Genomic DNA, 26,184 nt, shown 5'->3' on the forward strand with positions numbered 1-26,184 from the left:
CGCCGAAAATCCGAACATGAGATGTATCAGGGATAGGAAGAGTATCGGTCTATGCTGATCAATGGCCAGAGTAGGAGAACTGAACAGAACGATAAAGCCGACCTGGCCTCCCAACAGTCGCAAATGCTTACGCGAGCGCTCATCGGGATCGCGTAGCACCCCGAGCCAACGACCTGGACTCCACTCGTGCCGCATGAGCGGACGGCTAACATAGCCGATGTCAGGGCAGCACAATGTTTGGCGCGTCTCTGTAAGAACTGTATAGGGATGGCTTCACCGACCAGCCGAAGCTCTCCCGGCGGGCGGCGTAAAAATTTGATGCTGTCTTTATTCGAGGCCCGATAGACAGCGAAAAACGCTTGCAATCGACCGGCCAAATCATGTTTTCCCGCCTCAATACCGGGTCGCGCCTGGCTATTCGCCGCTTTTGCACGAAGCTCGCGATATCGGCCGTGATCGGCACCTATGGCAAGGCCGGGTATCTCACGGCCGTCTCTTTTTGGATCGGCCTTTATGCCGCGTTTTGTGTGACGTTCGCTCTGATGCTTAAAGAACGCTTTTGGCAGCGGGACGGCTTCAACCATTGGGATGAAGCATTGTGGCTAGGGTTCGTGGCGTTCGGGCTGCATATCGGCGGTAATTTTGCACATTAACGACACGGCGAAGTTTCACCGCAATCAGGCCGATGGCATTAGCTATCGACCTTCGCGGCCCCAATGGAACGTCGCGTCTTTGCAAAACCTCGATCTGTGGCGATGAAGCGTTGCAGCATGGGCACGATTAAACGCACAGGATCAGCCGGCGGTTGATTGGTCTCCCGGCCAAGAATTTCGGCATAGACCGCAAGGTCGCTATGAAGGCTGGCGGGTAACTCCAGCGTGACTTTTACGGGCTTTTCGTCGGCGATTGGGCCGAGCTTCAACTTGGTCATGTCAGCTCCCGTAGGGTTCGAGGGTGATGTCGCGCGTAACGATGACGCGAACGGGAAAGCCGGGCTGTTGATTACCGTTGAGAAGTGACCCGGGATTTCCACCGAGAAGTGACCCGCCTGATATTATGTTTCGGATGTCATTGATGGGTCAAGGTGCAGGTTTCTCCTTTCTGGGTTTGGCCTGGTGGGCCGAGCTGTTTTTGAACCGGAAGCTGTCGTTGCCGGTTTCCAGGATATGGCAGTGATGGGTGAGCCGATCGAGGAGCGCGGTGGTCATCTTGGCGTCACCGAACACGGTGGCCCATTCGCTGAAGCTCAGGTTGGTGGTGATGATGACGCTGGTGCGTTCGTATAATTTGCTCAGCAGGTGGAAGAGCAGTGCGCCGCCTGATGCGCTGAACGGCAGATAGCCTAGCTCGTCGAGGACGACGAGGTCGGAGTGGACGAGCCGGTTGGCGATCTGCCCGGCGCGCCCCTGGGCCTTTTCCTGTTCCAGGGCATTGACCAGCTCGACCGTGGAGAAGAAGCGGACGCGCTTTCGATGATGCTCGATAGCCTGAACACCCAGCGCCGTGGCGACATGGGTTTTGCCGGTGCCCGGTCCGCCGACCAGCACGATATTGTCGGCAACGTCGATGAAGTCGCAGCGGTGCAACTGGCGCACCAGCGCCTCATTCACCTCGCTGCTGGCAAAGTCGAAGCCGGCGAGGTCGCGATAGGCGGGGAACCGCGCGACCTTGAGCTGATAGGCCACAGACCGCACCTCGCGTTCGGCTGTTTCGGCTTTCAGCAACTGGGAGAGGATCGGCACCGCCGCCTCGAAGGCGGGCGATCCCTGCTGCATGAGGTCGGTCACAGCCTGGGCCATGCCGGGCATTTTCAGGCCGCGCAGCATCACGACGAGGGCGCCGGTGGCGGGATCATGACGCATGACGGTTCTCCCGGCGCAGGGCATCGTAGCGTTCGACATTGGCCATCGGCTCACTGACCAGCCTCAACGCCTGTGGCGCCGTCACCGGCGGCGTCGAGAGCGGCTTTCCATCAAGCAGCCGGTGCAGCAGGTTGAGGATGTGCGTCTTGGTCGGAACGCCTGCATCCAGCGCCATGGCGACGGCGGTCAGCACCGCCTGCTCGTCATGATGGAGGACCAGCGCCAGGATCTCGACCATCTCCCTGTCGCCGCCGGGGTTGCGCAGCAGATGCCGTTGCAACCGCTGGAAGGCATCGGGCAGTTCGAGGAACGGCGCGCCGTTGCGCAGGGCGCCGGGCTTGCGTTGAACGACGGCGAGATAATGACGCCAGTCATAGACGGTGTGGCCGGGACCATCATGGGATCGGTCGATGATGCGCTGATGCTCGCATATGACCTGTCCCTCTGCGACGACCAGGAAGCGATCGGGATAAACCCGAAGGCTGACGGGCCGATTGGCGAAGGACGCCGGAACGCTGTAACGGTTGCGTTCCAGGTGGATCAGGCAGGTTGGCGAGACCCGTTTGCCATATTCGACAAAGCCATCGAACGGTCTGCCCACCGGCATCAGGCTTTCCACTTCATCGCCCCAGGCATCGGCGACCGAACCCGGTTCGATCCCGTGCGGGATATCCTGCCACAGCGCCTTGCAGCGCTCCTCCAGCCACAGGTTCAGGGCATCCAGGCTTTCCGCCTGCGGCGTGGGTTGCCATAGCCGATGACGGGCATCCTGGACATTCTTCTCGACCTGGCCCTTTTCCCAGCCCGCTGCCGGATTACAGAACTCGGCCTCGAACAGATAGTGACTGACCATGGTGAGGAAGCGGTTGTTGACGTTGCGCTCCTTGCCGCGCCCGACCTTGTCGATGGCGGTGCGCATATTGTCGTAAATCCCACGGCGCGGAACGCCGCCCAGCACGCGGAATGCGTGATTATGGGCATCGAACAGCATCTCGTGGGTCTGGAGCAAATAGGCCCGCACGAGGAAGGCCCGGCTGTAGCTGAGCTTGAAGTGCGCCACCTGCAGCTTGGTGCGCACGCCGCCGATGATCGCCCAGTCCTCGCTCCAATCGAACTGGAATGCTTCCCCCGGTGCGAAGGACAGCGGCACGAATGTCCCGCGCCCGCTCATCTGTTGCTCACGACGATAATCATCGCGCCAGTCCCGGGCAAAGGCCGCCACCCGATTGTAGGAGCCGTCATAGCCCAGGCTGACCAGATCAGCATGCAGCTGCTTCATCGTCCGCTTCTGCTTGCGGGTCCGACCCATCTCCCGTCTCAGCCAGGCTGACAGCCGCTCCGCGAACGGGTCCAGTTTGCTCGGCCGATCGGGCACCTTGAACCGCGGCTCGATCGTGTCCGAACGTAGATATTTACGGATCGTATTACGTGACAGCCCGGTACGCCGCGCAATCTCGCGGATCGAAAGATGATCGCGGAAATGCCAGCGCCGGATAACGCTCAATAACGCCATGTCCAACACTCCATGACCCCTCGCTCGTCAATGCCAGGGGTGAGTTCAACATGGGTCACTTCTCAGTGGAAATATCGGCCCTTCCCGGGTCACTTCTCAACGGTAATCAACAGGGAGCCTACGGCAAGGAGCATGCAAGTGTACGGGTCGAATTTTTTGACGGCGATCCTGCGGATCACGTTGCCTCGATCCGGCGACTTCAACTCGATGTGGCTTTTATCACGGGAACCACACAGTGGTCGGACTGTGAAACAGAGCAACTTTGGTCCGAGCGAGTATTCGCCGTACTTCCCAGCGATCATCCTCTCTCTGAGAAATCGGAGCTTGGCTGGCGTGATCTTGTGGACGAGAGATTCATTGTAAGTGACGGTGCCCCTGGATCGGAAATTCACGACTATTTGGTTCAACGCCTCGCCGATCTTGGGCGTCACCCAGAAATCGATACCCAATACGTCGGGAGGGACAATCTCCTGTCGCTTGTGGCGATCGGCCAAGGCGTCACGGTCATGAGCGAGGCCGGGACGGCGGCTCAGTTTCCGGGAACTGCCTATCGGCAGCTTGCCGGCGAGGTTCTGCCGTTCTGCGCGGTGTGGTCGCCGCGGAATGATAACCCGGCCTGGCGCCGCCTCCTCAGTCTTGCGCGTTCAATGTCGCGCTCGGCTGCCGCCACAATCATTCAGACGGTTTCGGCAGTTCTTTTGACTTCCTCGCTTTCGCAAATCCCCGATCCGTGGCTATGAACCGCTCCAGCATCGGAGCGATGAGGCGAACGGGATCGGCCGGCGGTTGCCTCGCTTCGCGGCCGAGAATTTCTGCGTAGGCCGTTAGGTCGCGATGCAGGCTTGCCGGTAACTCCACCGTGACCTTCACCGGTTTGTCGTCGACGATCGCTCCCAATTTCAGCTTGGTCATGTCAGCCTCCGTAGGGTTCGAGAACGAGATCGCGGGTGACGATGACGCGGACGGGCAAGCCTGGCCGGATGGTGAGGGTCGGTGCGATGTTGAGCTGGCGCTGGACGATCTGCTGGCCGGTTTGACTGACGCTATTGGAGGCACCCTGTCGCAGCGCCCGCACAATATCGCTGTCCTGGCCAGACGAGCCCGCCTCCGCACCGATGCTCAGAATCGTGGAAAGTGCAGCGGCCTTGAACAGTTCGCCCCAGTGATAGTCGACGCCATCCTCAAGGCCCGCATAGCCCTCGGCGTCCGCACCAGGCTGACGCTCCAGAACGATGGAGCGGCCATTGGGGAAGATCAGCCGGTTCCAGACGAGAAGTATGCGCCTCTGACCGAAGCCGACGCCACTGTCATACTGGCCGATAACGCGCGTGCCCTGTGGCACAAGCAGGATCTTGCCGGTCGGGCTGTCATAGATGTTCTCCGTCACCTGTGCGGTGATCTGACCCGGCAGGTCGGAGCGGATGCCGGTGATGAGCGCGGCCGCGATGACGGCGCCGGCCTGCAGGACGTTCTTCGACGCTGGCGCGGCAACGCGATCCGGCGAGACAGTGCGCTTGTCGGGCGTCTGATTGAGGAATGCGAGCTGACGATCCTGCGCGGAGGGTGTCGCTGGCTGCGGCGCAAGGCCGAGGCTGGCGAGATCGGCCGACGGCGTGGCGGTCGCAGTCGGCTGTGTCGAAGCTCCAGCCGTAGCGGGCCGAGTCTCGGTGGATGCGAACAGCCGTGCGGTCCGAGCCGCCTCCAGTTCCTGCGCCCGGCGCTGTTCCTCGGGGCTCGGTCCCGTCGGACCTGATGCCGGTGCGCCGATCGGCGGCACTGTGCCACCGTTCTGCGCGTTGAGGATCGGGCGACCGAGGTCGCCGGGCAGCGGCGGGCCGAGCTTCGGGACGCCGGAATAATCCTTCGGCAATCCAGCCAGACCGTCCGGTGTCGAGCGGTTGTCCGTAGAGTAAAGCTCCTGACCCTGGCCGCTGTGACGAGTCTGGAGCGCATAGATCAGCGCCCCACCGACACCGAGGCTTGCCGCAAGACCCAGACCGGCCAGCACCTTGCGGGACAGGCGGGTCACACGCGGCGGCTCGGCGCGCAGCCGCATGGTCGCGGCCGGCTCGCCGGTCAGCGGCCGAGCGTCGTCGTCGGTCGGCTGAGGCTGGGGCGCCGAACCGGGCGTCCGGCCTTCCTCCTTTTCGGGATCGCGTTCGTCGCTCACGATGCCGGCCTCCCGTCGGTGCGGGAGATGCGGACACGCTTCTGGTTCTTGCCCGCGCCGAACCGCAGTTCGGCGGCGGCGAACAGTCGATCGACGATCATGTAGTTGCCGCGCACGCGATAGTTCACCAGCTCGGAGGTGTCGCCCTCCGGTCCGACCACGAACAAGGGCGGCATCTCGCCCTGTCCGATGCCGCGGGGGAATTCGATGAACACCTGCTTGCCGTCATCGAAGGCGCGCAGCGGCCGCCACGGTGCGCGGTCGCCGGTCACCTCGTAGCGGAAATTGACACGGGCGAGATCGATGCCGCCCGACACCGGCTGCGCGGCCTCGGCTTGGCTGTTCTGGCGGCGCAGCGCGATGAGCTGGTCCTGCGGATATTGCCAAGACACCGATGCCATATAGGTCGATGGCGTCGCGCGCAGCTCCATGTGATAGGTGCGCCGGTCGGTGTTGATGACGAGATTGGTCATCAGCTCGGCCCGCGTTGGCTTCACGAGGATATGGACCTGCTTGGCCGCGCCAACGCCGCTCTCGGTATCGCCGATGATCCAGCGCACTGTGTCGCCAGCGGCGACAGGACCGGAGCCGACGAGCTGCTCGCCGGGCTGAAGCGCGATGTCGGTGATCTGCCCCGGCGAGGCGTAGACCTGATAGAGCGCGCCATCGACGAAGGGATAGACCTGCATCGAGTTGATGAAGCCGTTGCGGACGGGCTGGACGCGCGCTGCGGCATTGGCCTGGTTGACGCGCGCGGCGGGATCGGACGGTTCCGGCTCGGGCTTGCCGTCCTTGCCGATGGGCTTCAACTGACCAGGCAGCGGGAGCGGTTTGGGAAGCTCCACCACCCGGACGGGCGCTGGCGGATCGGAGGTCTGCACAGCCGGCACCGCATTGTCGTAGGAAATCTCCGGCGGCGGGGTGTGAGTGGCGCACCCTGCCAGCGCCGAACCGGCGAGCAAGATTCCCGGCAAAGCGGATTTGCGGAAAACCGGAACTACGTGGATGAGCAAAGCCGGGAGCCCTGCACTCCAAGGGGCGGCTTTGCGGAGTGCGGGCGTCATTGTCCAAGCTCCTTCGACCAGTTGATGGCGTTGATGTAGATTCCGAGTGGGTTCTTCCGCAGCGTGTCGGCGTCGCGTGGGGGCTGCACGACGACGGTGAGGATCGCGGACCAGCGTTCGGTGGAGGCCAGTGAGCCGTCCTGATAGCGTCGCTCGATCCAGGCGATGCGGAAGCTCGACGGCGAGGCGCGGATCACCGACGACACTTCGATCGCGATCTGCTGCTTGCCGACCTTGGTGAAGGGGTCGTTGGCGCGCGCATAATCGTTCAGCGCGAGCGCGCCACCCTGTGTCGTGAAGTCGTAGGCGCGCAGCCAGTTCTGCCGCACGATGATGGCGTCGGACGGGATCGAGCGGACCTGCTCGATGAAGCGCGCGAGGTAGAAGGCGATTTGCGGATCGTTTGGCTGATAGTCGGCGGTCGCCGGCGCGATCGCCTGCGCCTGGCCGAGCCGGTCGACCTGCACTACCCAAGGCACGATCGAGCCGTTGGCGGACTGCCAGACCAGCGCGGCCGAAAGGCCGCCCGCGAGGGCCAATGATCCGAAGGCCATGTAGCGCCAGTTACGGGCCTGCACGCGGGCGGAGCCGATGCGATCGTCCCAGACCTGAGCGGCGCGCTGATAGGGAGTCTCGGGCTGAGGGGCTTTGCCGTAGTGGGTGGATGGTCGCTTGAACATGGTCAGTCGCTTTCGGAGAGGTTGACGGAGGAGCCGCCGCCATGGCTGTCGCCGCTACGCACGGCGTGGGCGGCGGCCTGAACGCCATGGGACATCTGCTGCGAGCGCTTCATGCGTTTCGCCCAGGCCGGCGGCCCGTCGCTGGTGGAAGACGCAGCTCCGGGAGATGCGGCCTCCGCGGTGGCGGTCGTCGCAGCACCGGATGCGCCGGTGGCGATCTCCGTCGCGGCCTGGCCACCGGCCTGATAGCTCTGCTTCAGGCTGTCGGCGGCACGACCGGCTGCGCGCTTCAGCGGTGAGACGGCCGCCTTCGCGCCGGTGCTGGCAACACTGCCAAGACCCGACGCGACGCCGGATGCGCCGGCCTGGCCGGCCGCGCCGAGGCTGTAGGCGGTGGAGGCGCCACCGGCGAGGGCTGCACCGCCACGCGCGGCGGCGGCAGCGCCGCCAGCAAGTGCAGCGCCGCCTGTCACGACGGCGCCGGCAGCGGCCGCGCCTGCTGCGACAACGCCGCCGGCGGCAAGACCAGTGCCAATGGCCGCGCCGGCGCCGAGCTGCGGGCCACCGGAGATGAGGCCGTTAGCGATGCCGGGACCGAAGATGCCGAGACCAAGCAGCGACAGCGCGGCAAGCACGATCGCCATGGCATCGTCGATCGATGGCGTTGCGCCGTTGAAGCCCGAGGTGAACTCGGAGAACAGCGTCGAGCCGATGCCGATGATGACGGCGAGCACCAGCACCTTGATGCCGGAGGAGATGACGTTGCCGAGCACGCGCTCGGCCATGAACGCCGATTTGCCGAACAGGCCGAAGGGAATGAGGACGAAGCCGGCGAGCGTGGTCAGCTTGAACTCGATCAGGGTGACGAAGAGCTGGATCGCCAGGATGAAGAACGCCAGCAGCACCAGCGCCCAGGCGAAAAACATGCAGGCGATCTGGATGAAGTTCTCGAAGAACGACCAGTAGCCCATCAGGCTGGAGATGGAGTCGAGCAGCGGCCGGCCGGCATCGAGACCAGTCTGCGCCACCTTGCCGGGGCGCATGAGATCGCTCACGGCAAAGCCCGTTCCCGAAGCCTTCAGGCCGAGGCCCGCGAAGCTCTCGAAGACGATGCGGGCGAGATTGTTCCAGTTGGAGATCAGGTAGGCGAAGACACCGACGAAGAGCGTCTTCTTGACCAGCCTCGCCATGATGTCGTCGTCGGCGCCCCATGACCAGAAAAGCGCGGCGAGCGTGACGTCGATGACGATCAAGGTGGTGGCGATGAAACCGACTTCGCCGCCGAGCAGCCCGAATCCTCCGTCGATGTAGCGAGTGAAGACCTCGAGGAAATGGTCGATGACACCGGTGCCGCCCATGTCAGCGAACCTCTGGCTGAGCGGGCTCGGCCTGCATCGCAGGCCCGGTCACGTCCGCTGGCGCACTGTCTTTGTGGATGGGAGCGGCCGACGCGGGCGCGCTTGGAAACAGCGTGGTCGGCGCAACCGGCGATGGTGATGAAACGGGGGCCGGCTGGCCGAGGAAGCGGCGCCGGTTCTCTGCCCATGCCTTCAGGCAATTGGGATCGCGCGTGCCGGCCTCGCCGATCTCGGAACAACGAAGCAATTCGGCGGCGAGAGGATCCGATGTTGTGACCGGACGGCCCTGCGTCGCGAGGACGTCCGTCGAAACGTCCTTGCGGTTCATCTCGATCGCGGTCGCCGTGATGGCGACCGCGACGAAGACGATGGCGCCGACGCGAGCGAGGGTCTTGCCGTCCATCGTGCCAGCCTCAGTTGCCGCTGTTCGGGAACATGCGGGCATTGCCGGGCTGGTAGCCCGAGCCCGGCGTCAGGAAACGCCGGCGCTGCTCGCGGCCCTGTTCGGCGGCGGCGGCCTGCTCGGCCGACTGCAAGGCCTGCGCCCGGCCGTTGGCCGCCACGACGGCGGTGAGATCCGCGAGTTGCTGCGCCTGGAGCGCAAGGAGTTGGTTGCCGGCCTGCGTCGCCTGCAGCGCGCCGGTCGCGCCCTGGCTCTGGCCGATCAGCGCCGACATCTGCGTGCGATTGGTGTCGATGTTGCCGACGACGCCCGCCTGCACCCGCATTGCGTCCTGCAGGCCGCCGACCGTGTTCTGCCAGCGCGAGCGGGCATCGGTGACGAGTTGCTGATCCGAAGCGGACAGCGAGACGTTCCCGTACTTCTGCTGGAACATCCGGTCGATCTGCTGGACGTCGTAGGCGATATTCTGCGCCTGGTTGAGAAGCTGCTGCGTGCGCTGGACGGACTGCTGAAGCTGTTGCAGCGACGAGAACGGCAGGCTCGCAAGGTTGCGTGCCTGGTTGATCAGCATTTGCGCTTCGTTCTGAAGCGAGGTGATCTGGTTGGTGATCTGCTGAAGCGATCGCGCCGCCGTGAGCACGTTCTGCGCATAGTTCGAGGGATCGAATACGATGATGGCGTGAGCGGGCGTCGCCAGCATGGGCGCGAGCGCGACGGGAGCGGTCAGCAGCGCGGCAGCAAAACGCGCTGCGCGGGAATTGCGCAGTTTCATTGGGACGTCTCCTTGTTGGTGAGCGTGGGGATGAGATCGGCGGCCCAACCGACCTCACGGTGATCGAGCCATGCGGCGAGGAAGCCGTCGCGGCCGTGTTCGGCGACGATGCGGGCAATGGCCGCCTGGTCGGTCTTCGATGACGCGGCGCACAGAGCGAGCGCGACATCGGACAGACCGAGCTCGAAGAGGCGGTTGCCGCGCCGCGACTGGCAGTAATAGTCGCGCTTGGGCATTGCCCGCGCGATGATCTCGATCTGGCGGTCGTTGAGGCCGAAGCGCCGATAGATCGCCGTGATCTGCGGCTCGATCGCGCGCTCGTTCGGCAGCAGAAGCCGGGTCTGGCAGCTTTCGATGATGGCAGGCGCGATGGCCGAGCCGTCGATGTCGCTGAGCGATTGCGTGGCGAAGATGACGCTGGCGTTCTTCTTGCGCAGCGTCTTCAGCCATTCGCGGAGCTGGCCGGCGAAACCGTCATCGTCCAGCGCCAGCCAGCCTTCGTCGATAATGAGAAGAGTCGGCGAACCGTCGAGCCGATCTTCGATCCGATGGAAGAGATAGGAGAGAACCGCCGGCGCCGCGCCGGTGCCGATCAGCCCCTCAGTCTCGAACGCTTGAACGAACGCCGAGCCAAGATACTCGCGTTCAGCGTCGAGCAGCCGGCCGTAGGGACCGCCGACGCAATAGGGCCTGAGCGCCTGTTTGAGATCGTTCGACTGGAGCAGCACGACCAGGCCGGTGATCGTGCGCTCCTCGACGGGCGCCGATGCCAGCGAGGTCAGCGCCGTCCAGATATGCTCCTTCACCTCGGGCGTGATCGCCACGCCCTCGCGGGTCAGGATCGATACGATCCAGTCGCCCGCCCAGGCGCGCTCGGGCACGTCGTGAACGCGGGCGAGCGGTTGAAGGCTGACGTTATCGGTCGCGCCGTCACTGAGATCGCCGCCGAGGTCATGTCAATCGCCGCCCATGCCGAGCGCCGCCGCGCGGATCGAGCCGCCGAAGTCGAAGGCGAAGACTTGGGCGCGAGCATAGCGTCGGAACTGCAGCGCCATCAGCGCCAGCAGGACCGACTTGCCCGCGCCGGTCGGGCCAACGATCAGCGTGTGGCCGACGTCGCCGACGTGAAGCGAAAGCCGGAACGGGGTGGAGCCTTCGGTCTTGCCGAAGAGCAGTGGGGGCGCTGCAAAATGCTCGTCCCGTTCCGGCCCCGCCCACACCGCCGACAGCGGGATCATGTGGGCGAGATTGAGCGTGGAGATCGGCGGCTGGCGGACGTTCGCATAGACGTGGCCGGGCAATGATCCGAGCCAGGCGTCCACCGCGTTGATCGTCTCGGCCATGGCAGTGAAGTCGCGGCCCTGAATGACCTTCTCGACGAGGCGCAGCTTCTCGTCGGCAGCGCGCGGATCCTCGTCCCACACCGTCACCGTCGCGGTGACGTAGGCCATCCCGGCATAGTCGGCGCCGAGTTCCTGGAGCGCCATGTCGGCATCGGCGGCCTTGTTCGCGGCGTCGGTGTCCACGAGGACGGACGCCTCGTTGGTCATTACCTCCTTGAGGATCGCGGCGATCGGCTTGCGCTTGGCGAACCATTGCCGGCGGATCTTGGTCAGCAGCTTGGTCGCGTCGGTCTTGTCGAGCAGGATCGCCCGCGTCGACCAACGATACGGAAATGCGAGACGGTTCAGCTCGTCGAGCAGGCCAGGTGTCGTCGCCGTTGGAAAGCCTGTGACGGTGAGGATGCGCAGATGCGACGCGCCAAGGCGCGGCTCGAGCCCGCCGGTGAGCGGCTGGTCGGCGAGCAGCGCGTCGAGATAGATCGGCGTTTCGGGGACGCGGACACGGTGCCGTTTGGTCGAGACGCAGCCGTGGAGATAGGTGAGCGTCTCCGCGTCATCAAGCCAGCGGCATTCGGGCATGAAGGCTTCGACCAGGCGCAGGATGCGATCGGTGCGATCGGCGAACCCGGTCATCACCTCGTTGGGGTCGAGGCCCGACTTTTCCCGGCCTTCATAGAGCCAGGATTCCGCGCGCGCGGCGTCCTCGGCCGGCGGCAGATAGGTGAAGGTCAGGAAATAGCTCGACTCGAAATGTGCGCCAGCTTCCTCGAAATCCGCTTTGCGCTCGGCGTCGACCAGCGCCGAGGCGGGATCGGGAAAGCGGCTGTCGGGATAGAGGTTCGAAGCTTGCCGCTGCGCCTCGACGAAGATTGCCCAGCCTGATCCAAGGCGACGGAACGCATTGTTGAGGCGGCCGGCGATGGCGACTAGCTCAGCCTGTACGGCGCTGTCGAGATCGGGGCCGCGAAACCGCGCGGTGCGCTGAAAGCTGCCGTCCTTGTTGAGGACGATGCCGGAGCCCACCAGCGCGACCCAGGGGAGGAAGTCGGCCAGGCGGCTGTTGCGATTGCGATATTCGGCAAGGTTCATCATGGCCGCGCTCCCCTCAGACCGAAAGGTGTGCGGGGACGCGCAGATGGCGGCGCACAACGTCGACGAAGAGCGGATCGCGCTTGGCAGCCCACACCGCGGTGACGTGGCCGATCGCCCAGATCGCGATCCCCACCAGCCAGAGGCGAAGCCCTAGGCCGACCGCGCCAGCGAGCGTCCCGTTCATGATGGCGATAGCCCGTGGGGCGCCGCCGAGCAGGATCGGCTCGGTCAGTGCCCGGTGAACGGGGACGGTATAGCCTGGGACGTCGCCGCCCTGATCGACAGCGCCCGTCATCAGACCAGCGCCCCGCCGCCGAACGAGAAGAACGACAGGAAGAAGCTCGACGCGGCGAAGGCAATCGAGAGACCAAACACGATCTGGATCAACCTGCGGAAGCCGCCGGAGGTATCGCCGAAGGCCAGCGTCAGGCCGGTAACGATGATGATGATCACCGCCATGATTTTCGCCACGGGACCTTCAATCGACTGCAGGATCTGTTGGAGAGGCTGTTCCCACGGCATCGACGAACCGGAAGCGTGAGCGGGGGCTGCCATCACCGCCGACAGAGTGGCGATGGAAACGGTCAAGACGAGATGATGGCGCGCGCGCCGCAGGCGTTGGATCACAGGCTTTCTCCTTCAGGTGCTGGGACGAACAAGCTCGAGCTGCCGTCGCCATCCGTGGTGGCCGGCGCGATGCGGTAGTCGCCGTCGAGACCGAGGCCTTCGACGCGCGAGAGTTCGGAGAGTCGCCGCGCGGACCCGCGACCGGAGAGGACGGCAACGAGGTCGATCGTTTCCGCGATCAATGCGCGCGGGACCGTGACGACTGCCTCCTGAATGAGCTGCTCCATGCGGCGCAGTGCGCCGATCGCGCTGCCGGCGTGGATGGTGCCGACCCCGCCAGGATGGCCGGTGCCCCAGGCCTTGAGCAGTTCGAGCGCTTCGGCGCCGCGCACTTCGCCAACGGGTATGCGATCGGGCCGCAGACGCAGCGAAGAGCGAACGAGATCGGAAAGTGAGGCAACGCCATCTTTTGTTCGCATCGCCACGAGGTTCGGCGCGGCGCATTGCAGTTCGCGGGTGTCTTCGATGAGGACGACGCGATCGGCGGTCTTCGCAACTTCGGCGAGCAACGCGTTTGTCAGCGTCGTCTTGCCGGTGGATGTCCCGCCGGCGACGAGGATGTTGGCGCGTGAGGAGACACTCCGGCGGAGTATCTCGGCCTGCGTCGCTGACATGATGCCGGCCGCGACGTAGTCGTCGAGCGTGAACACCGCGACAGCGGGCTTACGGATCGCGAATGCGGGGGCAGCGACGACGGGTGGCAGCAGGCCTTCGAACCGCTCGCCGGTTTCAGGCAACTCTGCGGATACCCGAGGAGCACCAGCATGAACCTCGGCTCCGACATGGTGCGCAACCAAGCGAACGATACGTTCGCCGTCCGCTGGTGACAGCCGCTCACCGGTATCGGAAAGTCCTTCGGAGAGTCGGTCGATCCAGAGGCGCCCATCGGGATTGAGCATCACCTCGACGATGCTGGCGTCATCAAGATAGCGCGCGATTGCAGGACCGAGCGCAGTGCGCAGCATCCTTGCGCCGCGCGCGAGGCCTTCCGAATTGTGGTGTGATGCTGTCATAGTGCCCCGTTTCTATCGGGGCCGATACAGTCCTTCCCCAGACGGGGATGATTAAAGGGGCCAGATTTCGGGGCGATTCAACAAAGATTCATCGACGTAGTAGTGTAGCGTGCAAATACAGGAGAACGGCGGTGTCGGACGCACGATACGCCAATACGCTCGCGGAGCTTGACCGGCTCTGCGCAAGCGTCTGATCCTCGCACAATGACCGCTCAATGCATTTGTTGTGGAGGTGATGGACATCCTCGATCGCGGAGATCATCCGGGGGGTGAGATCCTTCTTAATCGGGATCATGCACGGCGTTAGGCTGAACGGGACGGTACGTACGATAGCATCTTTGCAGCCATGAACCCCAGCCGAGTAGAGTAGCCTATGTTTCTTAGATCGGTTTTGGCCGCCGCCGCATTTGCTGCGGCGGTACTCCCCGCGGAATCGGTGTTCGCCGAGGGCGCCCGAAAAGCCAATCAAGGGCAACAGCGCGAGATCGGCAGCAAGGTAATTGAGAAGGCCAACGCCCTCCTTGACAGTTTAACACCGGCGCGGCGCAATGAAGCCCTCGTCGATTATAGATCACGGTGACGGACCGATCGGCGCGGAAAGAGATTTGTAGGCTTCCTCACCATTCAGCGCTGATTCAAGGCTATTTGACGCGCGATCGAACGCGGAAGAAACATCAACGCGTTTCGGGTAGCTCTGCACGGCTGAGCTTTTTGCGCACGCGCGCATGAATCTGGTCGACCCAAGCCAATCCCAATCGCCTGATGCGACCTTTCGGACACCTTAAGAGGAGAAAGTGTTCGATGCGAGACACCACAAAAAGCAGAAGGCGGATCCGAAGTGGCGGAGGCCAATGCGATAGTTGATTACTCATTGTTTTGCGTCTCCTTTGAGAAAATCTGCCACGGCTTTTTTTTGTTCGATGAATCTCAGGCGCTGGCACGCTATCCTGGCGTGCGCTTCGGCGGCCAGATCAACATGTTTGGAAGTGTCGGATAAAGGCGCAGACGCTCAAACGCCGCGGCTAAAGCCATCTCTCGGCGTCGAGCCGTCCAGCGGATATAATTTGCGATGAGCGCATAGGCGACAACGGGCAGCCTTTCGCCGCGTTGGACAAGGATAGCGATGCAACGTTCTAGTCCGTCATGGAGAGCACGCGTTGCAAAATAATGAAACGTGAACGGATCGCTGCGCGCTTTGGCAAAAGCGATCAGCATAGCGGCGATCAATCCGCAAGCATCGATCTCGCATTGAGAATCGCCGAAACAGCTGTCGACAAAAGCGATAATCTGAAAGCCCTTGGTCTGCTCGACTGAGGTCAGCGAAAAAGAACTACAAGAAGTTGCATCGGAAAGCGCCTGGATGCGTTCGGGAAGAGTCTTGAATTGTTCAGACATGAGGCGCCCCCATCAGCTAGTTAGAACAAAAGAGTTTTGTCTATTCAGATTGTTTCCTTTTCGTTTTGGTTGGCAGGCGACGACGCGGGGTATAGCAACGTCCGCGAGGCTATTGCGGACATGTCGGTGCTCGCGCCCGTGCGTCAACGTCGTCACCCGCCTTCTTGCGTGCTACTTCGAGCCGGTATTGCTTGTAGCAGCGTCGTTGCTGGTTGGCGTTCCGCCGATCTGGGGGATGCTGACCTCGACGCCGGTCGCGGCGACGAAGACCTTGAAGCCGATCAGCGCGACAGCAATCAGAAGATAGCCGCGTAGCACGCCCATCCAGACCTTCGTCATCAACGTCATATGCAGGGCAGGCAGCCGATTAAGCGGCGGCATGCGCCAGTTCCGGCGCTCGAGCATCGTCATCTTGGCGAAGCGGTGATCTTGATCGTTGCCATATGCGGCAGCGGGCACGTCATAACTACGCTTGCGTGCTGCGAACGAAAAGACGAACCCGCAAAGCCCCAGCAAAGAGCCGCCAATCAGTATTTTCAGAATTGTGCTGTCAGCCACATCTGGGAAGACGGTCGCCACGGTGAGGATGATCGAGAGCAACACAAGGGACCAGATTATTGCTCCGGTGAATACATTGAGCTTAGGACCGTTGGACCAGGGGCCGACAACCGCCTTGTCGTTGCAAAGGAGGAGCAGGAAGACCGTGGCACTTGGTAGCAGCACGCCAGCGAGAGCCTGCACGGCACTGACAAAGAGGCCCAGCAGCGCATCACTTGCGAAGGCAACAAGGCCTGCGGCAATGAATATGAGAATCCCGTAAGCAACGTAGAATCCGATGGCATCCGTGACTTTGCGATGCAATGAGTGCCTCACCCTGAGGACGTCGGCGATCGCATAAGACGTCGAGAGCGAGACGGCTGCTGCGCCGATGAGGCAAGCATCCAAAAGAGCGATTGCAAAAATCGTCGCCGAATATGGACCCACATATTTGTCCAGCGCCGTAAGCACCGCACCTGTATCCGTGAAATTGCCGAATTCCGGCCGTCCGGCAAACAATGCGGCACAGAACGCCATCATGGCAACGGCGCCGATTACTACCAGGAGGATCCCGAGGCAAAGATCGACTTTCTCGTAGCCGTTGAAGGCGGGCGTGATCCGCTTATCGACAACATAGCTTTGTTGGAAAAAGAGCTGCCAAGGTGCGACGGTCGTGCCAACGATGCCAATGACAAGCAGCATGACTGCCGCCATGTCGGAGTGAGCGGGCCATTGCGGCACGAGCAGTCCATGGGCGATCTCACCGATTGGTGGATGGATGGCGAGGAGCACAGGTATTAGCAACAGACTGCCAAAGACCAAAACCATCGCGAAGCGTTCAAACCGCTTGAAACTTCCGGTGCTGACGGCGGCCACTATGAGCACCGCCGCGACAATCAGTCCCGGAACTCTTGGCAAACCAAAATATTGGAGTGCGAATACGATGCCGATGAACTCGGTTACAATGGTTAGTCCGTTGAGAAGAACTAGGTCTATAAGGCTGAAGGCACCCCAGAACTTTCCGAAACGTTCGAATATCAGTCGTGCATGGCCAACGCCCGTCACAGCACCTAGCCGTGACACCATCTCCTGATTCACGTAAATCACCGGGATCAAGAGCATCAACGTCCACAGCAGAGAGGTGCCGTAGTTCTGACCTGCCTGCGTATAGGTTCCAAAAGCGCCGGCATCATTGTCGCCGACCATGACAATCAGTCCCGGGCCGACGATTGCCATCAAGGTCGCCAGCCTAGCCCGCCAAGTCTTTCGTACACCGGTGTCGTGCTGCCGGATGGTGCCGAACGCGCCGTGGATGTCGCCAATATGCGCGCTATCCAGGACAGCGGGCGCGCTTGAGGCCAATTCGATTTGTTCAAGCGATGTCGCAGAGGTATCGGACATTTCAAACTCCGTTGAGTTTTGCTCGTTTTTGGGTGAATTCACTGGATCAGAGCGAAGCGGTTGTTGGCTGGCCCCGCTGCGGCGGATGCTTTGCGACTGGGCAAGCTCCAGCCGTGTTGGGCGGAATGGCGAGCACGGCGAGCCCGACGTTGATTGCCCGTTGGACGAGATCGGCGGTGTGGCGCCCCCCTGGGAAAGCCACGACAAAGTCGGGTCGGCTGTCTGTCAGCATGAAATCGCTGCGCAGCCCTTCGGCCTTCTTGCCGTAAAACTCCCAATTTGGCGGGTAACGCACCACAGCGATCCCATGGCGACGCGCCCACGCCTCAGCGATGATGCCGACGCCTGCAATGCTGCCGTGGACCACAACGCTGATTGGCTTTCGCCAATGCAGTGCAGTTAGTTCGTGATGCACCATCTCGGCGTCCTCGAAGTGACGTCCTCCACAGACTAGGAGGCGCATGGCCGTGTCCTTTCGGGCTGCTCTTCGGGACACGGTGCTGGTGCGCGCGAGTTGGCGGTGATGCAGGGCGCAGGTACGCGATTTCCTTCCGAGCTGTCGTTGACCGGGGCGGGATCAGTCGTTCCCCGACGCGGCTTAGGAAGCTTTTCGGCAATGCCCATGCTTTCCACGCGGCGCCGCATCTCGGCCCAGACTTCGCTGGGTTCAATATTGAGTGCGTGCCACAGAACGACCAAGTGATAGAGAAGATCGGCACTTTCGCTGACCGTCTTTTGGGTCCGCTTCCTCAGGTCGTGTCCGTCAATGTGGTGTAAATTCGGGTGTGGCCAGCGGGCGGCATTTTCAGGCGGCCTTTTGTGTAACCTGTAGCGGCTGAGCCTCCTCGATTGTTGGTGTGGCGAGCGCCGCCATGCCCTCGATCTGCATGTAGCGGTGCTGGAGCTGGTATTCGTCGTTTTGCTCGAGCAGGACGGCGCCGACGAGGCGGATGATGCTGTCCTCGTTGGGGAAGATGCCGACGACATCGGCGCGGCGCTTGACCTCCTTGTTCAGCCGTTCGAGCGGATTGGTGCTGTGGAGCTTGACCCGGTGCTGCTCAGGGAAGGTCATGTAGGCCAGCACGTCATGCTCGGCTTCATCCATGCAGGTGCCAAGCTTCGGCCAGCGGGCGCGCAGCTGGTCGGCGACCTGACGCCAGACCTGTGTCGCAGCGGCATGATCGGGCTGGAGGAAGACCTGACGGATGGCGGCGGCAACGACCGTGTTCTGCCCCTTGGGAACGTAGGCCAGCGCATTGCGCATGAAGTGGACGCGGCAGCGCTGCCAGGTGGCGCTGAGCACGCGGGTGATCGCGGCCTTGAGGCCCTCGTGGGCGTCCGAGATGACCAGCCTGACCCCCGTCAGCCCGCGGCGGGCGAGGTCCTTGAGGAAGTCCGACCAGAACACCTCGGCCTCCGAAGGGCCGATATGCAGGCCGACGATCTCGCGCTTGCCTTCGGTGTTGACGGCAACGGCGATTATCGCGGCAACGCTGACGATCCGGCCGCCCTGGCGCACCTTCAGGTAAGTGGCATCGAGCCAGAGATAGGGCCAGTCGCCTGCGAGCGGACGCTTGAGGAAGGCATGGACGCGCTCGTCGATGTCCTTGCACAGCTTCGAGACCGAGGATTTGGAGATGCCGGTCATGCCCATCGCCTGCACCAGATCATCGACGCGCCGGGTGCTGACGCCGGCGATCCATGCCTCCTGGATCACCGCGACCAAGGCCTTCTCCACCGTCTTGCGCGGCTCCAGGAAGCCCGGGAAGTATGCGCCGGTCCGCAGCTTGGGGATCTTCAGATTGAGCGTGCCGAGCCGGGTATCGAGGCTGCGGTCGCGGTAGCCGTTGCGCCAGGTCGTGCGCTCGCAGGAGCGCTCGTGCCGGGCGGCGCCGACCAGGCCCTCGACGTCGGCCTCCATGATGATCTGCAATACGCTCTCGGCAATGGTGCGCAGAAAATCTCCATCTCCGCTCTTCGCCAAAAGCTCGGCAAGCGGTAGTCTGTCTTCGGTCATCGGGATCAACTCCTTGGTTGGTGTGAAGTCTGGAAACTCCACCTTACCAATGAGCCCGGTGGCCACCGAGATCGAAATCGCATGGGGTGGGGCATGCCCCACCCCATGCGATCACCTCAATCTACACCAGAAATTACACCACGAGCGCGGACGCTAGCCTTCCTCACCGCCTCGAGAGCGACCTCGGCAGCCTCCTCGACAACCTTCTGCGAGATCTTCCGCAATCCGGCATTCATCAGCTCTGCCGTGCGAGCATGCTCCGTCAATGTCACATCATTCAGCGCGTTGTAGAGCTGCTCTAAATCGTTGGCGAAGATAGTATTCGCGCAAGTCGTATTAGTGCCTGCGGGGCGCGCAGGCAGCAAAGCCACCACTGCATTCATTAGTTAATCCCTTCGTTTGAACTTTGCTGCCAACAGCAGCGCTACGCTGCGCACGGCATTGCCGTGTGTCGCTATGATCAATCGTCAGGATTCTTCAGAGTGGCGGATGTCTCCAATTGCCAGCCCCTAATCAGCCGGCCATCGGATTCCTGATGCCAATGGGCAAGAAGCTTTGGTCTCGCCAAGTTGCGAGCGCCCAATTTCAAGCCGGGAAACACCCCGGCGAATTGAATATCATCATGGGCGACCACCGGTGGCGCCCGACGTGTGTCGATGTTGAGATGAGCGGCCATGGCCACCTCCGTCTGTTCAAGCAGTTGCTCGAACCCGGGTGGCCTGGACGGACGGTGCTCAGCGTCGAAGTGCTGGCGCAGTTACGTCGGCAGAACCGACCCGAGCGATGATGCAACCCAGCGGAGCGTCGATAGCAGGTGACTGACGCCTACTATCTCCCTCCGAGGGGTCGTTGCTAGATCGCGGGTTCATATGATCCTCTGCTGTGCCAATCCGGATCCAATTCACGACGAACTGGACCACGACGCGAACAACCCTGCCGGTCTTCACTTCGCGCGACATTCATATATACTCTGGGGGGTATATTACAACTATACCCGGGTATAGCGGAGGGACGCGATGGCGCATGCGGTGGCTGAGAAGCAGAAGCTGCTGAATAGGGTCCGACGCCTTCGAGGTCAGGTCGATGCGATTGAACGGGCCCTCATCGCGGATGAGAGTTGCGGCGACGTGATGCGGATAGTCACGGCCACGCGCGGTGCGATCAACGGAATCATGGCCGAAGTCGTCAATGGGCACATTCAAGCGCATATGGTCGATGCGAACCGCACGCCCACAGAAGCTGAACGTAATGCCGCGCTCGAATTAGTCGACGTTTTGCACACCTACATCAAGTGAACTGCGATGGCTCCACAAAAAACACCAGTCAATCAGCCTGCCCACGTCGATCCTATAGATCACGAGGCAAACTTGACGCATCGATACCCGCTCGGCACCCGTTCAAGGGAACTACTGACGTTCATCGATGGGCTATGGCGCCTCGTTAGGTCTGGAACGCTTCCCTTGCTGATCGGCATCCTCACTATCGGCATCTTCATCATCGACACCATAACCCCTTACGAGATATCCGCTGCGACGTTTTATGTGATTGTCGTTCTATTGTCGGCTCGCTTCAGCCACACGCGGGGCATGGGCACGGTCTCTGGAATATGCATCGCGTTGACGATCGCGAGCTACATCCTGACGCCGAGTGGAAGCTTCGGAACCGGAGTCGTCAACACCTCGATCAGCCTGCTGGCGATCGCGGCAACGACCTATCTCGCTGTCAAGATGGAGACCGCTCGTGTGGCGGCCGAACAGGCGCAGACCCGCCTTGCGCACGTCGCTCGGATCACGACTCTCGGCGAGATCGCTGCCTCAATCGCCCATGAGGTCAATCAGCCGCTCGCCGCAATCGTGACCAACGCCAATGCATGTACACGCTGGATTCACGGAGATCCCGCGAACCTAGAAAAAGCCGCGTCTTCGATAGATAGCATCGTCAGCGACGCAAACCGAGCAAGTGAAATCATCAAGCGCGTCCAAGCGCTGTCTATGCGTGCAGAACCAAAGAGGTCCTGGATTGAGATCAACGTCGTAATCAGAGAGGTGCTGGGGCTTTTGCAAAGCCGTTTCCGAGAAAGCCGAGTTTCCGTTTATACGAACCTGTCGAGTGATCTGCCCATGATCTTCGGTGATCGTATTCAACTTCAACAGGTTGCACTCAACCTTCTCGTGAACGCGATAGATGCGATGGGTACGCTGCAGAGCAGTGTTCGTGAGATTCGAATAAACTCCGCTAAATCAAGCGCGTCCGGCGTGATGATCACGATAGAAGACACGGGAGGCGGTATCGATCCTGGCTTCGTAAGGCATCTTTTCGATGCCTTTCACTCCACCAAGAGCGATGGCATGGGAATTGGACTTTCAATATGCCGATCAATTATTGAATCTCACGGCGGTAATATTTGGGCTGAGCCGACCAATCCGCGCGGCGCTACCTTTTGTTTTACTCTGCCTGGCGACAGGGAGAAAATACTATGAGACAGTCGAAACAGCCCGTCGTTGTGGGCGGCACGGTAGCCGTCGTCGACGATGATCTTTCCGTGCGTGAAGCGCTCAGAAATCTCCTGAGTTCTGTCGGACTTGATATTCACACCTTTGCGTCTACGCACGAGTTTTTGGCGTGGTCGATTCCTGATACGCCGATTTGCTTGGTATTGGACGTTAGAATGCCGGGTCAGAACGGCTTGGATTTCCAACAAGAGCTTTTCAGAACGCGTGTGGAGATCCCGGTCGTGTTCATTACGGCGCACGGGGATATCCCGATGTCGGTCCGGGCTATGAAGTTTGGCGCGATCGAATTTCTGACCAAGCCGTTTAGGGACCAAGACCTACTTGATGCGATCTATCTCGGTCTCCAGACTTCGCAAATCCGACGAAACGAGAAGACAATGACAGCTGATCTTCGCGCGCGGTACGATTCGCTTTCTGTTCGCGAGCGCCAAGTTATGGACATGATACTTGATGGAAAACTCACAAAGCAAATTGCTGCGAAGTTTGCACTCAGCGAAATCACGGTGAAGGTGTGTCGGGCGCAGATCATGCGGAAGATGGAGGCGGCATCCTTGCTTGAACTCGGGCGGATGTCCGAGAGATTGGAAAGAATAAGGGATTGAGAGGCAGTCGATTATTGCTGACTTCAATGCGGCCTTGGAGAGCAGCTTGGGCTCACGCAGGAGCGTGCGCGATCTGACGAGCTATTCTGCCTCGCCATCAACGTCCTCAGAAATCTCCTGATGAAGCTTCGGGCCCTTCGCGAGACGGCGGCCGAGAGCTGTGACAAACTGATCATAGCGTTCGCCAGCTGGAGACCCGCAAAAACCGGTAGCGTTTGGACGGCTATAATGATTCACTGAGGGCGCGCGATCACGGAGGCCAGCTATGGATCCCAAGTCCCTGTTCAGTTTGAGCGATCACCTTGAGGCATTGAGCAAGGAGGGCGATCCGCTTGAGGTTTTGCAGGAGACGGTGGATTTCGAGTATTTCCGGGCGTGGCTGGTCGAAGGACTTGGTTATGGCGATGGAGCCAAAGGCGGACGCCCACCCTTCGATCCGGTGATGATGTTCAAGGCCCTGATCCTGCAGGCGCAGCATAATCTATCAGACGCCCGGATGGAGTTCATGATCCGCGATCGGCTGAGTTGGCTACGGTTTCTGGGACTGTCGCTTGGGGATCGCACGCCGGATGAGAACACGATCCGGCATTTTCGCAATCGCCTGACCGAGACGGGAACGCTCAAGCGGGTGATGAAGGCCTTTGACTGGCAACTCCAGAAGAAGGGCTACATTCCAATGTCCGGGCAGATCGTGGACGCCTCGCTGGTGCCTGCACCAAGACAGCGGAACACCGAGGGCGAACGTGAAGCGATCAAGTCGGGCAAGAGCGCCAGAGATATCTGGCCGGACGAGCCGAACAAGGCAGCACAGAAAGATACCGACGCCCGCTGGACCCTCAAGGTCGGCGGGAAAGTTCGGTATCGGGCGGATGGGACGCCGCTCCCCATGATCGCCCTGCCGGTCTTCGGCTATAAATCTCACATCAGCATCGACCGACGCTTCGGCTTCATCCGAGGCATGGCGGTGACTTCGGCGTCAGCGGCGGACGGGCGTCTTCTCCGACAGGTCGTCAGCACGGACAATACCAGTTCCGAGGTATGGGCTGACAGTGCCTATCGATCCAGGCGCAACGAGAAGTGGTTGTCGGATCAGATGCTCACGTCCCGCATTCATCGCCGCAAACCCATGGGCAAGCCGATGTCGAAGGCAACCGCACGGGCCAATGCCGCCAAATCCTCGATCCGTGCACATGTCGAGCATGTCTTCGCGCATCAGAAGAACCGGTTCAACCTGTTCATCCGCACCATCGGCCTGGCCCGCGCTGAGGCAAAACTGACCCTTTGCAACCTGGCCTACAACTTCAACCGCCTGATCTTCCACGAACGCCGGGAATGCAGGGGCTGACTCTGTCTGCAAGCCAGCCAAACCGGCGAAAACAACGCCAGGCATCGTGGAAATCGCTCCGAACGATGCCGTTCTTGCGCCCCGAAGCCTCGACGTCATCAAACCAGCCCGCTTCGCCAGAAATTACCCGGTTTTTGCGGGTCTCCAGCTTTGGCGCGCGCGGCCTGCGCAGCAGGTTCTGGCAAACTCGGTGTGGTGGTCACCCAGAAGCGCACGAAGACTGCGAGCATCTCGACCGATATTCCGATATCGCGCTCCATCCGCGACATGCGTCGGTCGAGCTGGTCGAGGCGTTTCGTGATGACGGCCTCCTGGCGTTCGGCGGCATCGGGTGAGAGGAATGACTCGATCGCCGCCTCCGCGACCAACGATCGCGAATGGTCGCGGCGCGCGGCGTGATCTGCGAGCCGGTTCATGACAGAGGGGTCGAGATAGACGGAGAGGCGTTGCTTGCGGGGTGGTTTCGTCACGGGCGTCTCACAGCTCCATGCCGTCACCGGGGTCGAGCGAGACCTGGCGCGCGACGCCCTGCATGAGCCGGTTCATACGGCTGGTGCGCACGGCATCGTCGTCAGACTCGTCCCGATCGGTATCGATCTCGAACGGGTTGTCGATTGGCACTTTCTTCTCGACGGGGTTCACCCGATTGAGTTCCGGTTGCTGGCGGCGTTCCGACTCGGTTGGATCTTCATCGGCGGGCTGCGCTAGCAAGGTGGCCTCGGCAATCTGTGGTCGGGCTGGCAACTGGTGCGTGGTCCAATCGTCGGGCTGTCCTTGCTGCGACGTTGTGAGCGCGGGCGGCGGCAGCAGGCGTTCCTTGAACCGAGCATCCTCGTAATAGCGCGCCTTCTTCGCACGAATCGGCGGCGTGCCCGCCGCCATGACGATCTCGTCGGTGGGAGGGAGCTGCATGATTTCGCCAGGTGTGAGCAGTGGCCGAGCTGTTTCCGAGCGCGAAACCATCAGATGGCCAAGCCAGGGGGACAGCCGGTGGCCGGCATAGTTCTTCATGGCCTTCATCTCGGTGGCGGTGCCGAGGGCGTCCGAAACGCGCTTGGCGGTACGCTCGTCGTTGGTCGCGAAGCTGACGCGCACATGGCAATTGTCGAGGATCGAATTGTTCGCCCCGTAGGCCTTTTCGATCTGGTTTAGGGATTGCGCGATCAGGAAGCTCTTCAGACCGTAGCCGGCCATGAAGGCCAGTGCTGACTCAAAGAAGTCGAGCCTCCCCAGCGCCGGAAACTCGTCCAACATCAGCAGGAGACGATGGCGTTCGCCCTTTGCTTGCAGATCCTCGGTCAGGCGTCGGCCGATTTGATTGAGGATCAGTCGGATAAGCGGTTTGGTGCGGTTGATGTCGGATGGTGGCACGACGAGATAGAGTGTTGCCGGGTATTTTCCGCCCACGATATCGGAGATCCGCCAGTCACAGCGCCGCGTCACTTCGGCGACGACGGGATCGCGATAGAGTCCCAGGAACGACATGGCGGTAGAGAGCACGCCTGAGCGTTCGTTGTCGGATTTGTTGAGGAGCTCGCGTGCGGCGCTGGCGATCACGGGATGCGGTCCGGCGTCGCCGAGATGCGCCGTCTTCATCATCGCATCGAGGGTGGATTCAATTGGTCGCTTCGGATCAGAGAGGAACGCCGCGACGCCGGCCAGAGTCTTGTCCTTTTCCGCATAGAGGACGTGGAGGATCGCGCCGACTAGCAGCGCATGGCTCGTCTTTTCCCAATGGTTCCGCTTGTCCAACGACCCTTCTGGGTCGACCAGGATGTCGGCGATGTTCTGGACGTCGCGAACCTCCCATTCGCCGCGGCGCACCTCGAGCAGAGGATTGTAGGCAGCGGATTTTGTGTTGGTCGGGTCAAAGAGCAGCACGCGGCCGTGCCTGGCGCGGAAGCCGGCGGTGAGCTGCCAGTTCTCGCCCTTGATGTCGTGAACAATCGCCGAGCCCGGCCAGGTCAACAGCGAGGGCACAACGAGGCCAACACCCTTGCCGCTTCGGGTGGGCGCGAAGCACAGAACATGTTCAGGCCCATCATGGCGCAGATAAGCGTGCTCGTAGCGTCCCAGCACGACACCATCGGGACCGAGAAGGCCGGCCGTCTCCACCTCCTTCTTCTCGGCCCAACGCGCCGAGCCATAGGTCTCGACCTTCTTGGCCTCGCGTGCACGCCAGACCGACATGCCGATGGCGACGGCGATCGAGATGAAGCCACCGGACGCCGCGATGAAAGCGCCTTCGACGAAGATCGCGGGTGCGTAGGCGTCGAAGCCGTACCACCACCAGAAGAAGGAGGGTGGCAGATAGAAAGGAAAGCCGAACAGCGTGAACCACGGCGCGCCCAACTCCGGCTGGAACGCCAATCGCCAAGCCACCCATTCCGTTGCGCCCCAAGTGGTGGCGAGGACGATCAGGAAAACGGTGAGGATCTGGCCCCATAGGATCTTCGTGGCGGACATTGGAACGGTCC

General features: G+C 61.7%; 29 protein-coding genes and 2 pseudogenes. 7 read left to right on the forward strand and 24 right to left on the reverse strand.

Going from position 1 to position 26,184, the window contains the following annotated elements:
• Window positions 1-359 precede the first annotated feature (359 nt).
• Window positions 360-653: a hypothetical protein gene (locus CAF53_RS00200; protein ID WP_100236961.1), complete on the forward strand. Its 294-nt coding sequence runs from the start codon at window positions 360-362 to the stop codon at window positions 651-653.
• 38 nt (window positions 654-691) lie between these two features.
• Here the strand turns inward: CAF53_RS00200 and CAF53_RS00205 are convergent, their stop codons facing one another.
• From CAF53_RS00205 to istA, 3 genes are all read right to left on the reverse strand, one after another.
• The gene (locus CAF53_RS00205) at window positions 692-931 is read right to left on the reverse strand and encodes a DUF2274 domain-containing protein (RefSeq protein WP_100236962.1); all 240 of its coding nucleotides are present in this window, start codon (window positions 929-931) and stop codon (window positions 692-694) included.
• A 148-nt stretch (window positions 932-1,079) separates the two neighbouring features.
• Window positions 1,080-1,862 (reverse strand): IS21-like element helper ATPase IstB, encoded by a 783-nt coding sequence (gene istB / locus CAF53_RS00210; protein WP_100236963.1) that lies wholly within the window; start codon window positions 1,860-1,862, stop codon window positions 1,080-1,082.
• Entirely contained in the window at window positions 1,852-3,375 is a 1,524-nt protein-coding gene (gene istA, locus CAF53_RS00215; protein ID WP_100236964.1) for an IS21 family transposase, read from the reverse strand. Before istA ends, istB begins: the two co-directional genes overlap by 11 nt.
• Window positions 3,376-3,425: 50 nt before the next feature.
• Between istA and CAF53_RS00220 the strand changes: the two genes are divergently transcribed.
• Window positions 3,426-4,115, forward strand: a complete 690-nt coding sequence (locus tag CAF53_RS00220) for a LysR family substrate-binding domain-containing protein (RefSeq protein ID WP_100236965.1) — start codon at window positions 3,426-3,428, stop codon at window positions 4,113-4,115.
• Here the strand turns inward: CAF53_RS00220 and CAF53_RS00225 are convergent.
• The 11 genes and pseudogenes from CAF53_RS00225 to trbB all read right to left on the reverse strand — a co-directional run bounded on the left by CAF53_RS00225 (window position 4,048) and on the right by trbB (window position 13,897).
• Entirely contained in the window at window positions 4,048-4,287 is a 240-nt protein-coding gene (locus CAF53_RS00225; RefSeq protein ID WP_006022577.1) for a DUF2274 domain-containing protein, read from the reverse strand. The genes CAF53_RS00220 and CAF53_RS00225 overlap by 68 nt on opposite strands.
• Window position 4,288: 1 nt before the next feature.
• Entirely contained in the window at window positions 4,289-5,431 is a 1,143-nt protein-coding gene (locus tag CAF53_RS00230; protein ID WP_080655011.1) for a TrbI/VirB10 family protein, read from the reverse strand.
• A gap of 110 nt (window positions 5,432-5,541) precedes the next feature.
• Entirely contained in the window at window positions 5,542-6,609 is a 1,068-nt protein-coding gene (gene trbG / locus CAF53_RS00235; protein WP_006022579.1) for a P-type conjugative transfer protein TrbG, read from the reverse strand.
• Window positions 6,606-7,289: a conjugal transfer protein TrbF gene (gene trbF, locus CAF53_RS00240; RefSeq protein ID WP_006022580.1), complete on the reverse strand. Its 684-nt coding sequence runs from the start codon at window positions 7,287-7,289 to the stop codon at window positions 6,606-6,608. The genes trbG and trbF overlap by 4 nt, the downstream gene beginning before the upstream one ends.
• Before the next feature lie 2 nt (window positions 7,290-7,291).
• Entirely contained in the window at window positions 7,292-8,647 is a 1,356-nt protein-coding gene (trbL, locus tag CAF53_RS00245; RefSeq protein ID WP_006022581.1) for a P-type conjugative transfer protein TrbL, read from the reverse strand.
• 1 nt (window position 8,648) lies between these two features.
• Window positions 8,649-9,050 (reverse strand): putative entry exclusion protein TrbK-alt, encoded by a 402-nt coding sequence (gene trbK-alt, locus CAF53_RS00250; protein WP_006022582.1) that lies wholly within the window; start codon window positions 9,048-9,050, stop codon window positions 8,649-8,651.
• Window positions 9,051-9,060: 10 nt separating this feature from the next.
• A complete protein-coding gene (gene trbJ / locus CAF53_RS00255; protein WP_006022583.1) occupies window positions 9,061-9,822 on the reverse strand; it encodes a P-type conjugative transfer protein TrbJ in 762 nt (253 codons plus the stop codon).
• Window positions 9,819-12,257 (reverse strand): annotated as a pseudogene (trbE, locus tag CAF53_RS00260) (conjugal transfer protein TrbE). Before trbE ends, trbJ begins: the two are co-directional and overlap by 4 nt.
• Window positions 12,258-12,270: 13 nt before the next feature.
• Window positions 12,271-12,552, reverse strand: a complete 282-nt coding sequence (locus CAF53_RS00265; RefSeq protein WP_006022585.1) for a VirB3 family type IV secretion system protein — start codon at window positions 12,550-12,552, stop codon at window positions 12,271-12,273.
• Complete coding sequence (locus CAF53_RS00270; protein WP_006022586.1) at window positions 12,552-12,884, reverse strand: TrbC/VirB2 family protein; 333 nt, start codon at window positions 12,882-12,884, stop codon at window positions 12,552-12,554. The genes CAF53_RS00265 and CAF53_RS00270 overlap by 1 nt, the downstream gene beginning before the upstream one ends.
• The gene (gene trbB, locus CAF53_RS00275; RefSeq protein WP_024343194.1) at window positions 12,881-13,897 is read right to left on the reverse strand and encodes a P-type conjugative transfer ATPase TrbB; all 1,017 of its coding nucleotides are present in this window, start codon (window positions 13,895-13,897) and stop codon (window positions 12,881-12,883) included. Before trbB ends, CAF53_RS00270 begins: the two co-directional genes overlap by 4 nt.
• Window positions 13,898-14,288: 391 nt before the next feature.
• Between trbB and CAF53_RS00280 the strand changes: the two genes are divergently transcribed.
• The gene (locus CAF53_RS00280) at window positions 14,289-14,477 is read left to right on the forward strand and encodes a hypothetical protein (protein ID WP_124810154.1); all 189 of its coding nucleotides are present in this window, start codon (window positions 14,289-14,291) and stop codon (window positions 14,475-14,477) included.
• Window positions 14,478-14,839: 362 nt separating this feature from the next.
• Here CAF53_RS00280 and CAF53_RS00285 read toward each other — a convergent pair whose 3' ends face one another.
• From CAF53_RS00285 to CAF53_RS00315, 7 genes are all read right to left on the reverse strand, one after another.
• Window positions 14,840-15,292 carry a hypothetical protein gene (locus CAF53_RS00285; protein ID WP_006022590.1) on the reverse strand — a complete coding sequence of 151 codons (453 nt, stop codon included), beginning with the start codon at window positions 15,290-15,292 and terminating at the stop codon, window positions 14,840-14,842.
• A gap of 171 nt (window positions 15,293-15,463) precedes the next feature.
• Window positions 15,464-17,230 (reverse strand): NRAMP family divalent metal transporter, encoded by a 1,767-nt coding sequence (locus CAF53_RS00290; RefSeq protein ID WP_006022591.1) that lies wholly within the window; start codon window positions 17,228-17,230, stop codon window positions 15,464-15,466.
• A 46-nt stretch (window positions 17,231-17,276) separates the two neighbouring features.
• Entirely contained in the window at window positions 17,277-17,693 is a 417-nt protein-coding gene (locus CAF53_RS00295; protein WP_006022592.1) for a DUF2493 domain-containing protein, read from the reverse strand.
• Window positions 17,681-17,998: a hypothetical protein gene (locus CAF53_RS28990; RefSeq protein WP_100238636.1), complete on the reverse strand. Its 318-nt coding sequence runs from the start codon at window positions 17,996-17,998 to the stop codon at window positions 17,681-17,683. Before CAF53_RS28990 ends, CAF53_RS00295 begins: the two co-directional genes overlap by 13 nt.
• Before the next feature lie 37 nt (window positions 17,999-18,035).
• Window positions 18,036-19,247, reverse strand: a complete 1,212-nt coding sequence (locus CAF53_RS00305; protein ID WP_086619578.1) for an IS256 family transposase — start codon at window positions 19,245-19,247, stop codon at window positions 18,036-18,038.
• Window positions 19,248-19,363: 116 nt separating this feature from the next.
• Window positions 19,364-19,630 carry a hypothetical protein gene (locus tag CAF53_RS00310; RefSeq protein ID WP_100236966.1) on the reverse strand — a complete coding sequence of 89 codons (267 nt, stop codon included), beginning with the start codon at window positions 19,628-19,630 and terminating at the stop codon, window positions 19,364-19,366.
• Between the two features lie 77 nt (window positions 19,631-19,707).
• A complete protein-coding gene (locus CAF53_RS00315) occupies window positions 19,708-19,923 on the reverse strand; it encodes a hypothetical protein (protein WP_006022594.1) in 216 nt (71 codons plus the stop codon).
• 340 nt (window positions 19,924-20,263) lie between these two features.
• Between CAF53_RS00315 and CAF53_RS00320 the strand changes: the two genes are divergently transcribed.
• From CAF53_RS00320 to CAF53_RS00330, 3 genes are all read left to right on the forward strand, one after another.
• A complete protein-coding gene (locus CAF53_RS00320; RefSeq protein WP_006022595.1) occupies window positions 20,264-20,542 on the forward strand; it encodes a metal/formaldehyde-sensitive transcriptional repressor in 279 nt (92 codons plus the stop codon).
• Between the two features lie 165 nt (window positions 20,543-20,707).
• Window positions 20,708-21,727: an ATP-binding protein gene (locus tag CAF53_RS00325; RefSeq protein WP_197057830.1), complete on the forward strand. Its 1,020-nt coding sequence runs from the start codon at window positions 20,708-20,710 to the stop codon at window positions 21,725-21,727.
• Window positions 21,724-22,362 (forward strand): response regulator, encoded by a 639-nt coding sequence (locus CAF53_RS00330; RefSeq protein WP_006022597.1) that lies wholly within the window; start codon window positions 21,724-21,726, stop codon window positions 22,360-22,362. The genes CAF53_RS00325 and CAF53_RS00330 overlap by 4 nt, the downstream gene beginning before the upstream one ends.
• A gap of 81 nt (window positions 22,363-22,443) precedes the next feature.
• Here the strand turns inward: CAF53_RS00330 and CAF53_RS27935 are convergent.
• Window positions 22,444-22,557: pseudogene (locus tag CAF53_RS27935) on the reverse strand (CopG family transcriptional regulator); the annotation flags it as partial.
• Between the two features lie 70 nt (window positions 22,558-22,627).
• On the opposite strand from CAF53_RS27935, the gene CAF53_RS00340 reads away from it, so the two are divergent.
• Entirely contained in the window at window positions 22,628-23,707 is a 1,080-nt protein-coding gene (locus CAF53_RS00340) for a transposase (protein ID WP_100236968.1), read from the forward strand.
• A gap of 98 nt (window positions 23,708-23,805) precedes the next feature.
• Here the strand turns inward: CAF53_RS00340 and CAF53_RS00345 are convergent, their stop codons facing one another.
• Complete coding sequence (locus CAF53_RS00345; RefSeq protein WP_100236969.1) at window positions 23,806-24,177, reverse strand: CopG family transcriptional regulator; 372 nt, start codon at window positions 24,175-24,177, stop codon at window positions 23,806-23,808.
• 7 nt (window positions 24,178-24,184) lie between these two features.
• Window positions 24,185-26,173 carry a conjugal transfer protein TraG gene (locus CAF53_RS00350; RefSeq protein WP_006022599.1) on the reverse strand — a complete coding sequence of 663 codons (1,989 nt, stop codon included), beginning with the start codon at window positions 26,171-26,173 and terminating at the stop codon, window positions 24,185-24,187.
• Between the last annotated feature and the right edge of the window lie 11 nt (window positions 26,174-26,184).

Source organism: Sphingobium sp. LB126 (genome assembly GCF_002795205.1).
Lineage (GTDB): Bacteria > Pseudomonadota > Alphaproteobacteria > Sphingomonadales > Sphingomonadaceae > Sphingobium > Sphingobium chungbukense.

Bases quoted from the DNA above. Each gene is read 5' to 3' on its own strand.
- CAF53_RS00205 (WP_100236962.1), bottom strand. From the start codon at position 931: ATGACCAAGTTGAAGCTCGGCCCAATCGCCGACGAAAAGCCCGTAAAA.
- istB (WP_100236963.1), bottom strand. From the start codon at position 1,862: ATGCGTCATGATCCCGCCACCGGCGCCCTCGTCGTGATGCTGCGCGGC.
- istA (WP_100236964.1), bottom strand. From the start codon at position 3,375: ATGGCGTTATTGAGCGTTATCCGGCGCTGGCATTTCCGCGATCATCTT.
- CAF53_RS00220 (WP_100236965.1), top strand. From the start codon at position 3,426: ATGGGTCACTTCTCAGTGGAAATATCGGCCCTTCCCGGGTCACTTCTC.
- CAF53_RS00225 (WP_006022577.1), bottom strand. From the start codon at position 4,287: ATGACCAAGCTGAAATTGGGAGCGATCGTCGACGACAAACCGGTGAAG.
- CAF53_RS00230 (WP_080655011.1), bottom strand. From the start codon at position 5,431: ATGCGGCTGCGCGCCGAGCCGCCGCGTGTGACCCGCCTGTCCCGCAAG.
- trbG (WP_006022579.1), bottom strand. From the start codon at position 6,609: ATGACGCCCGCACTCCGCAAAGCCGCCCCTTGGAGTGCAGGGCTCCCG.
- trbF (WP_006022580.1), bottom strand. From the start codon at position 7,289: ATGTTCAAGCGACCATCCACCCACTACGGCAAAGCCCCTCAGCCCGAG.
- trbL (WP_006022581.1), bottom strand. From the start codon at position 8,647: ATGGGCGGCACCGGTGTCATCGACCATTTCCTCGAGGTCTTCACTCGC.
- trbK-alt (WP_006022582.1), bottom strand. From the start codon at position 9,050: ATGGACGGCAAGACCCTCGCTCGCGTCGGCGCCATCGTCTTCGTCGCG.
- trbJ (WP_006022583.1), bottom strand. From the start codon at position 9,822: ATGAAACTGCGCAATTCCCGCGCAGCGCGTTTTGCTGCCGCGCTGCTG.
- CAF53_RS00265 (WP_006022585.1), bottom strand. From the start codon at position 12,552: ATGACGGGCGCTGTCGATCAGGGCGGCGACGTCCCAGGCTATACCGTC.
- trbB (WP_024343194.1), bottom strand. From the start codon at position 13,897: ATGACAGCATCACACCACAATTCGGAAGGCCTCGCGCGCGGCGCAAGG.
- CAF53_RS00285 (WP_006022590.1), bottom strand. From the start codon at position 15,292: ATGTCTGAACAATTCAAGACTCTTCCCGAACGCATCCAGGCGCTTTCC.
- CAF53_RS00290 (WP_006022591.1), bottom strand. From the start codon at position 17,230: ATGTCCGATACCTCTGCGACATCGCTTGAACAAATCGAATTGGCCTCA.
- CAF53_RS00295 (WP_006022592.1), bottom strand. From the start codon at position 17,693: ATGCGCCTCCTAGTCTGTGGAGGACGTCACTTCGAGGACGCCGAGATG.
- CAF53_RS00305 (WP_086619578.1), bottom strand. From the start codon at position 19,247: ATGACCGAAGACAGACTACCGCTTGCCGAGCTTTTGGCGAAGAGCGGA.
- CAF53_RS00310 (WP_100236966.1), bottom strand. From the start codon at position 19,630: ATGAATGCAGTGGTGGCTTTGCTGCCTGCGCGCCCCGCAGGCACTAAT.
- CAF53_RS00315 (WP_006022594.1), bottom strand. From the start codon at position 19,923: ATGGCCGCTCATCTCAACATCGACACACGTCGGGCGCCACCGGTGGTC.
- CAF53_RS00320 (WP_006022595.1), top strand. From the start codon at position 20,264: ATGGCGCATGCGGTGGCTGAGAAGCAGAAGCTGCTGAATAGGGTCCGA.
- CAF53_RS00330 (WP_006022597.1), top strand. From the start codon at position 21,724: ATGAGACAGTCGAAACAGCCCGTCGTTGTGGGCGGCACGGTAGCCGTC.
- CAF53_RS00340 (WP_100236968.1), top strand. From the start codon at position 22,628: ATGGATCCCAAGTCCCTGTTCAGTTTGAGCGATCACCTTGAGGCATTG.
- CAF53_RS00350 (WP_006022599.1), bottom strand. From the start codon at position 26,173: ATGTCCGCCACGAAGATCCTATGGGGCCAGATCCTCACCGTTTTCCTG.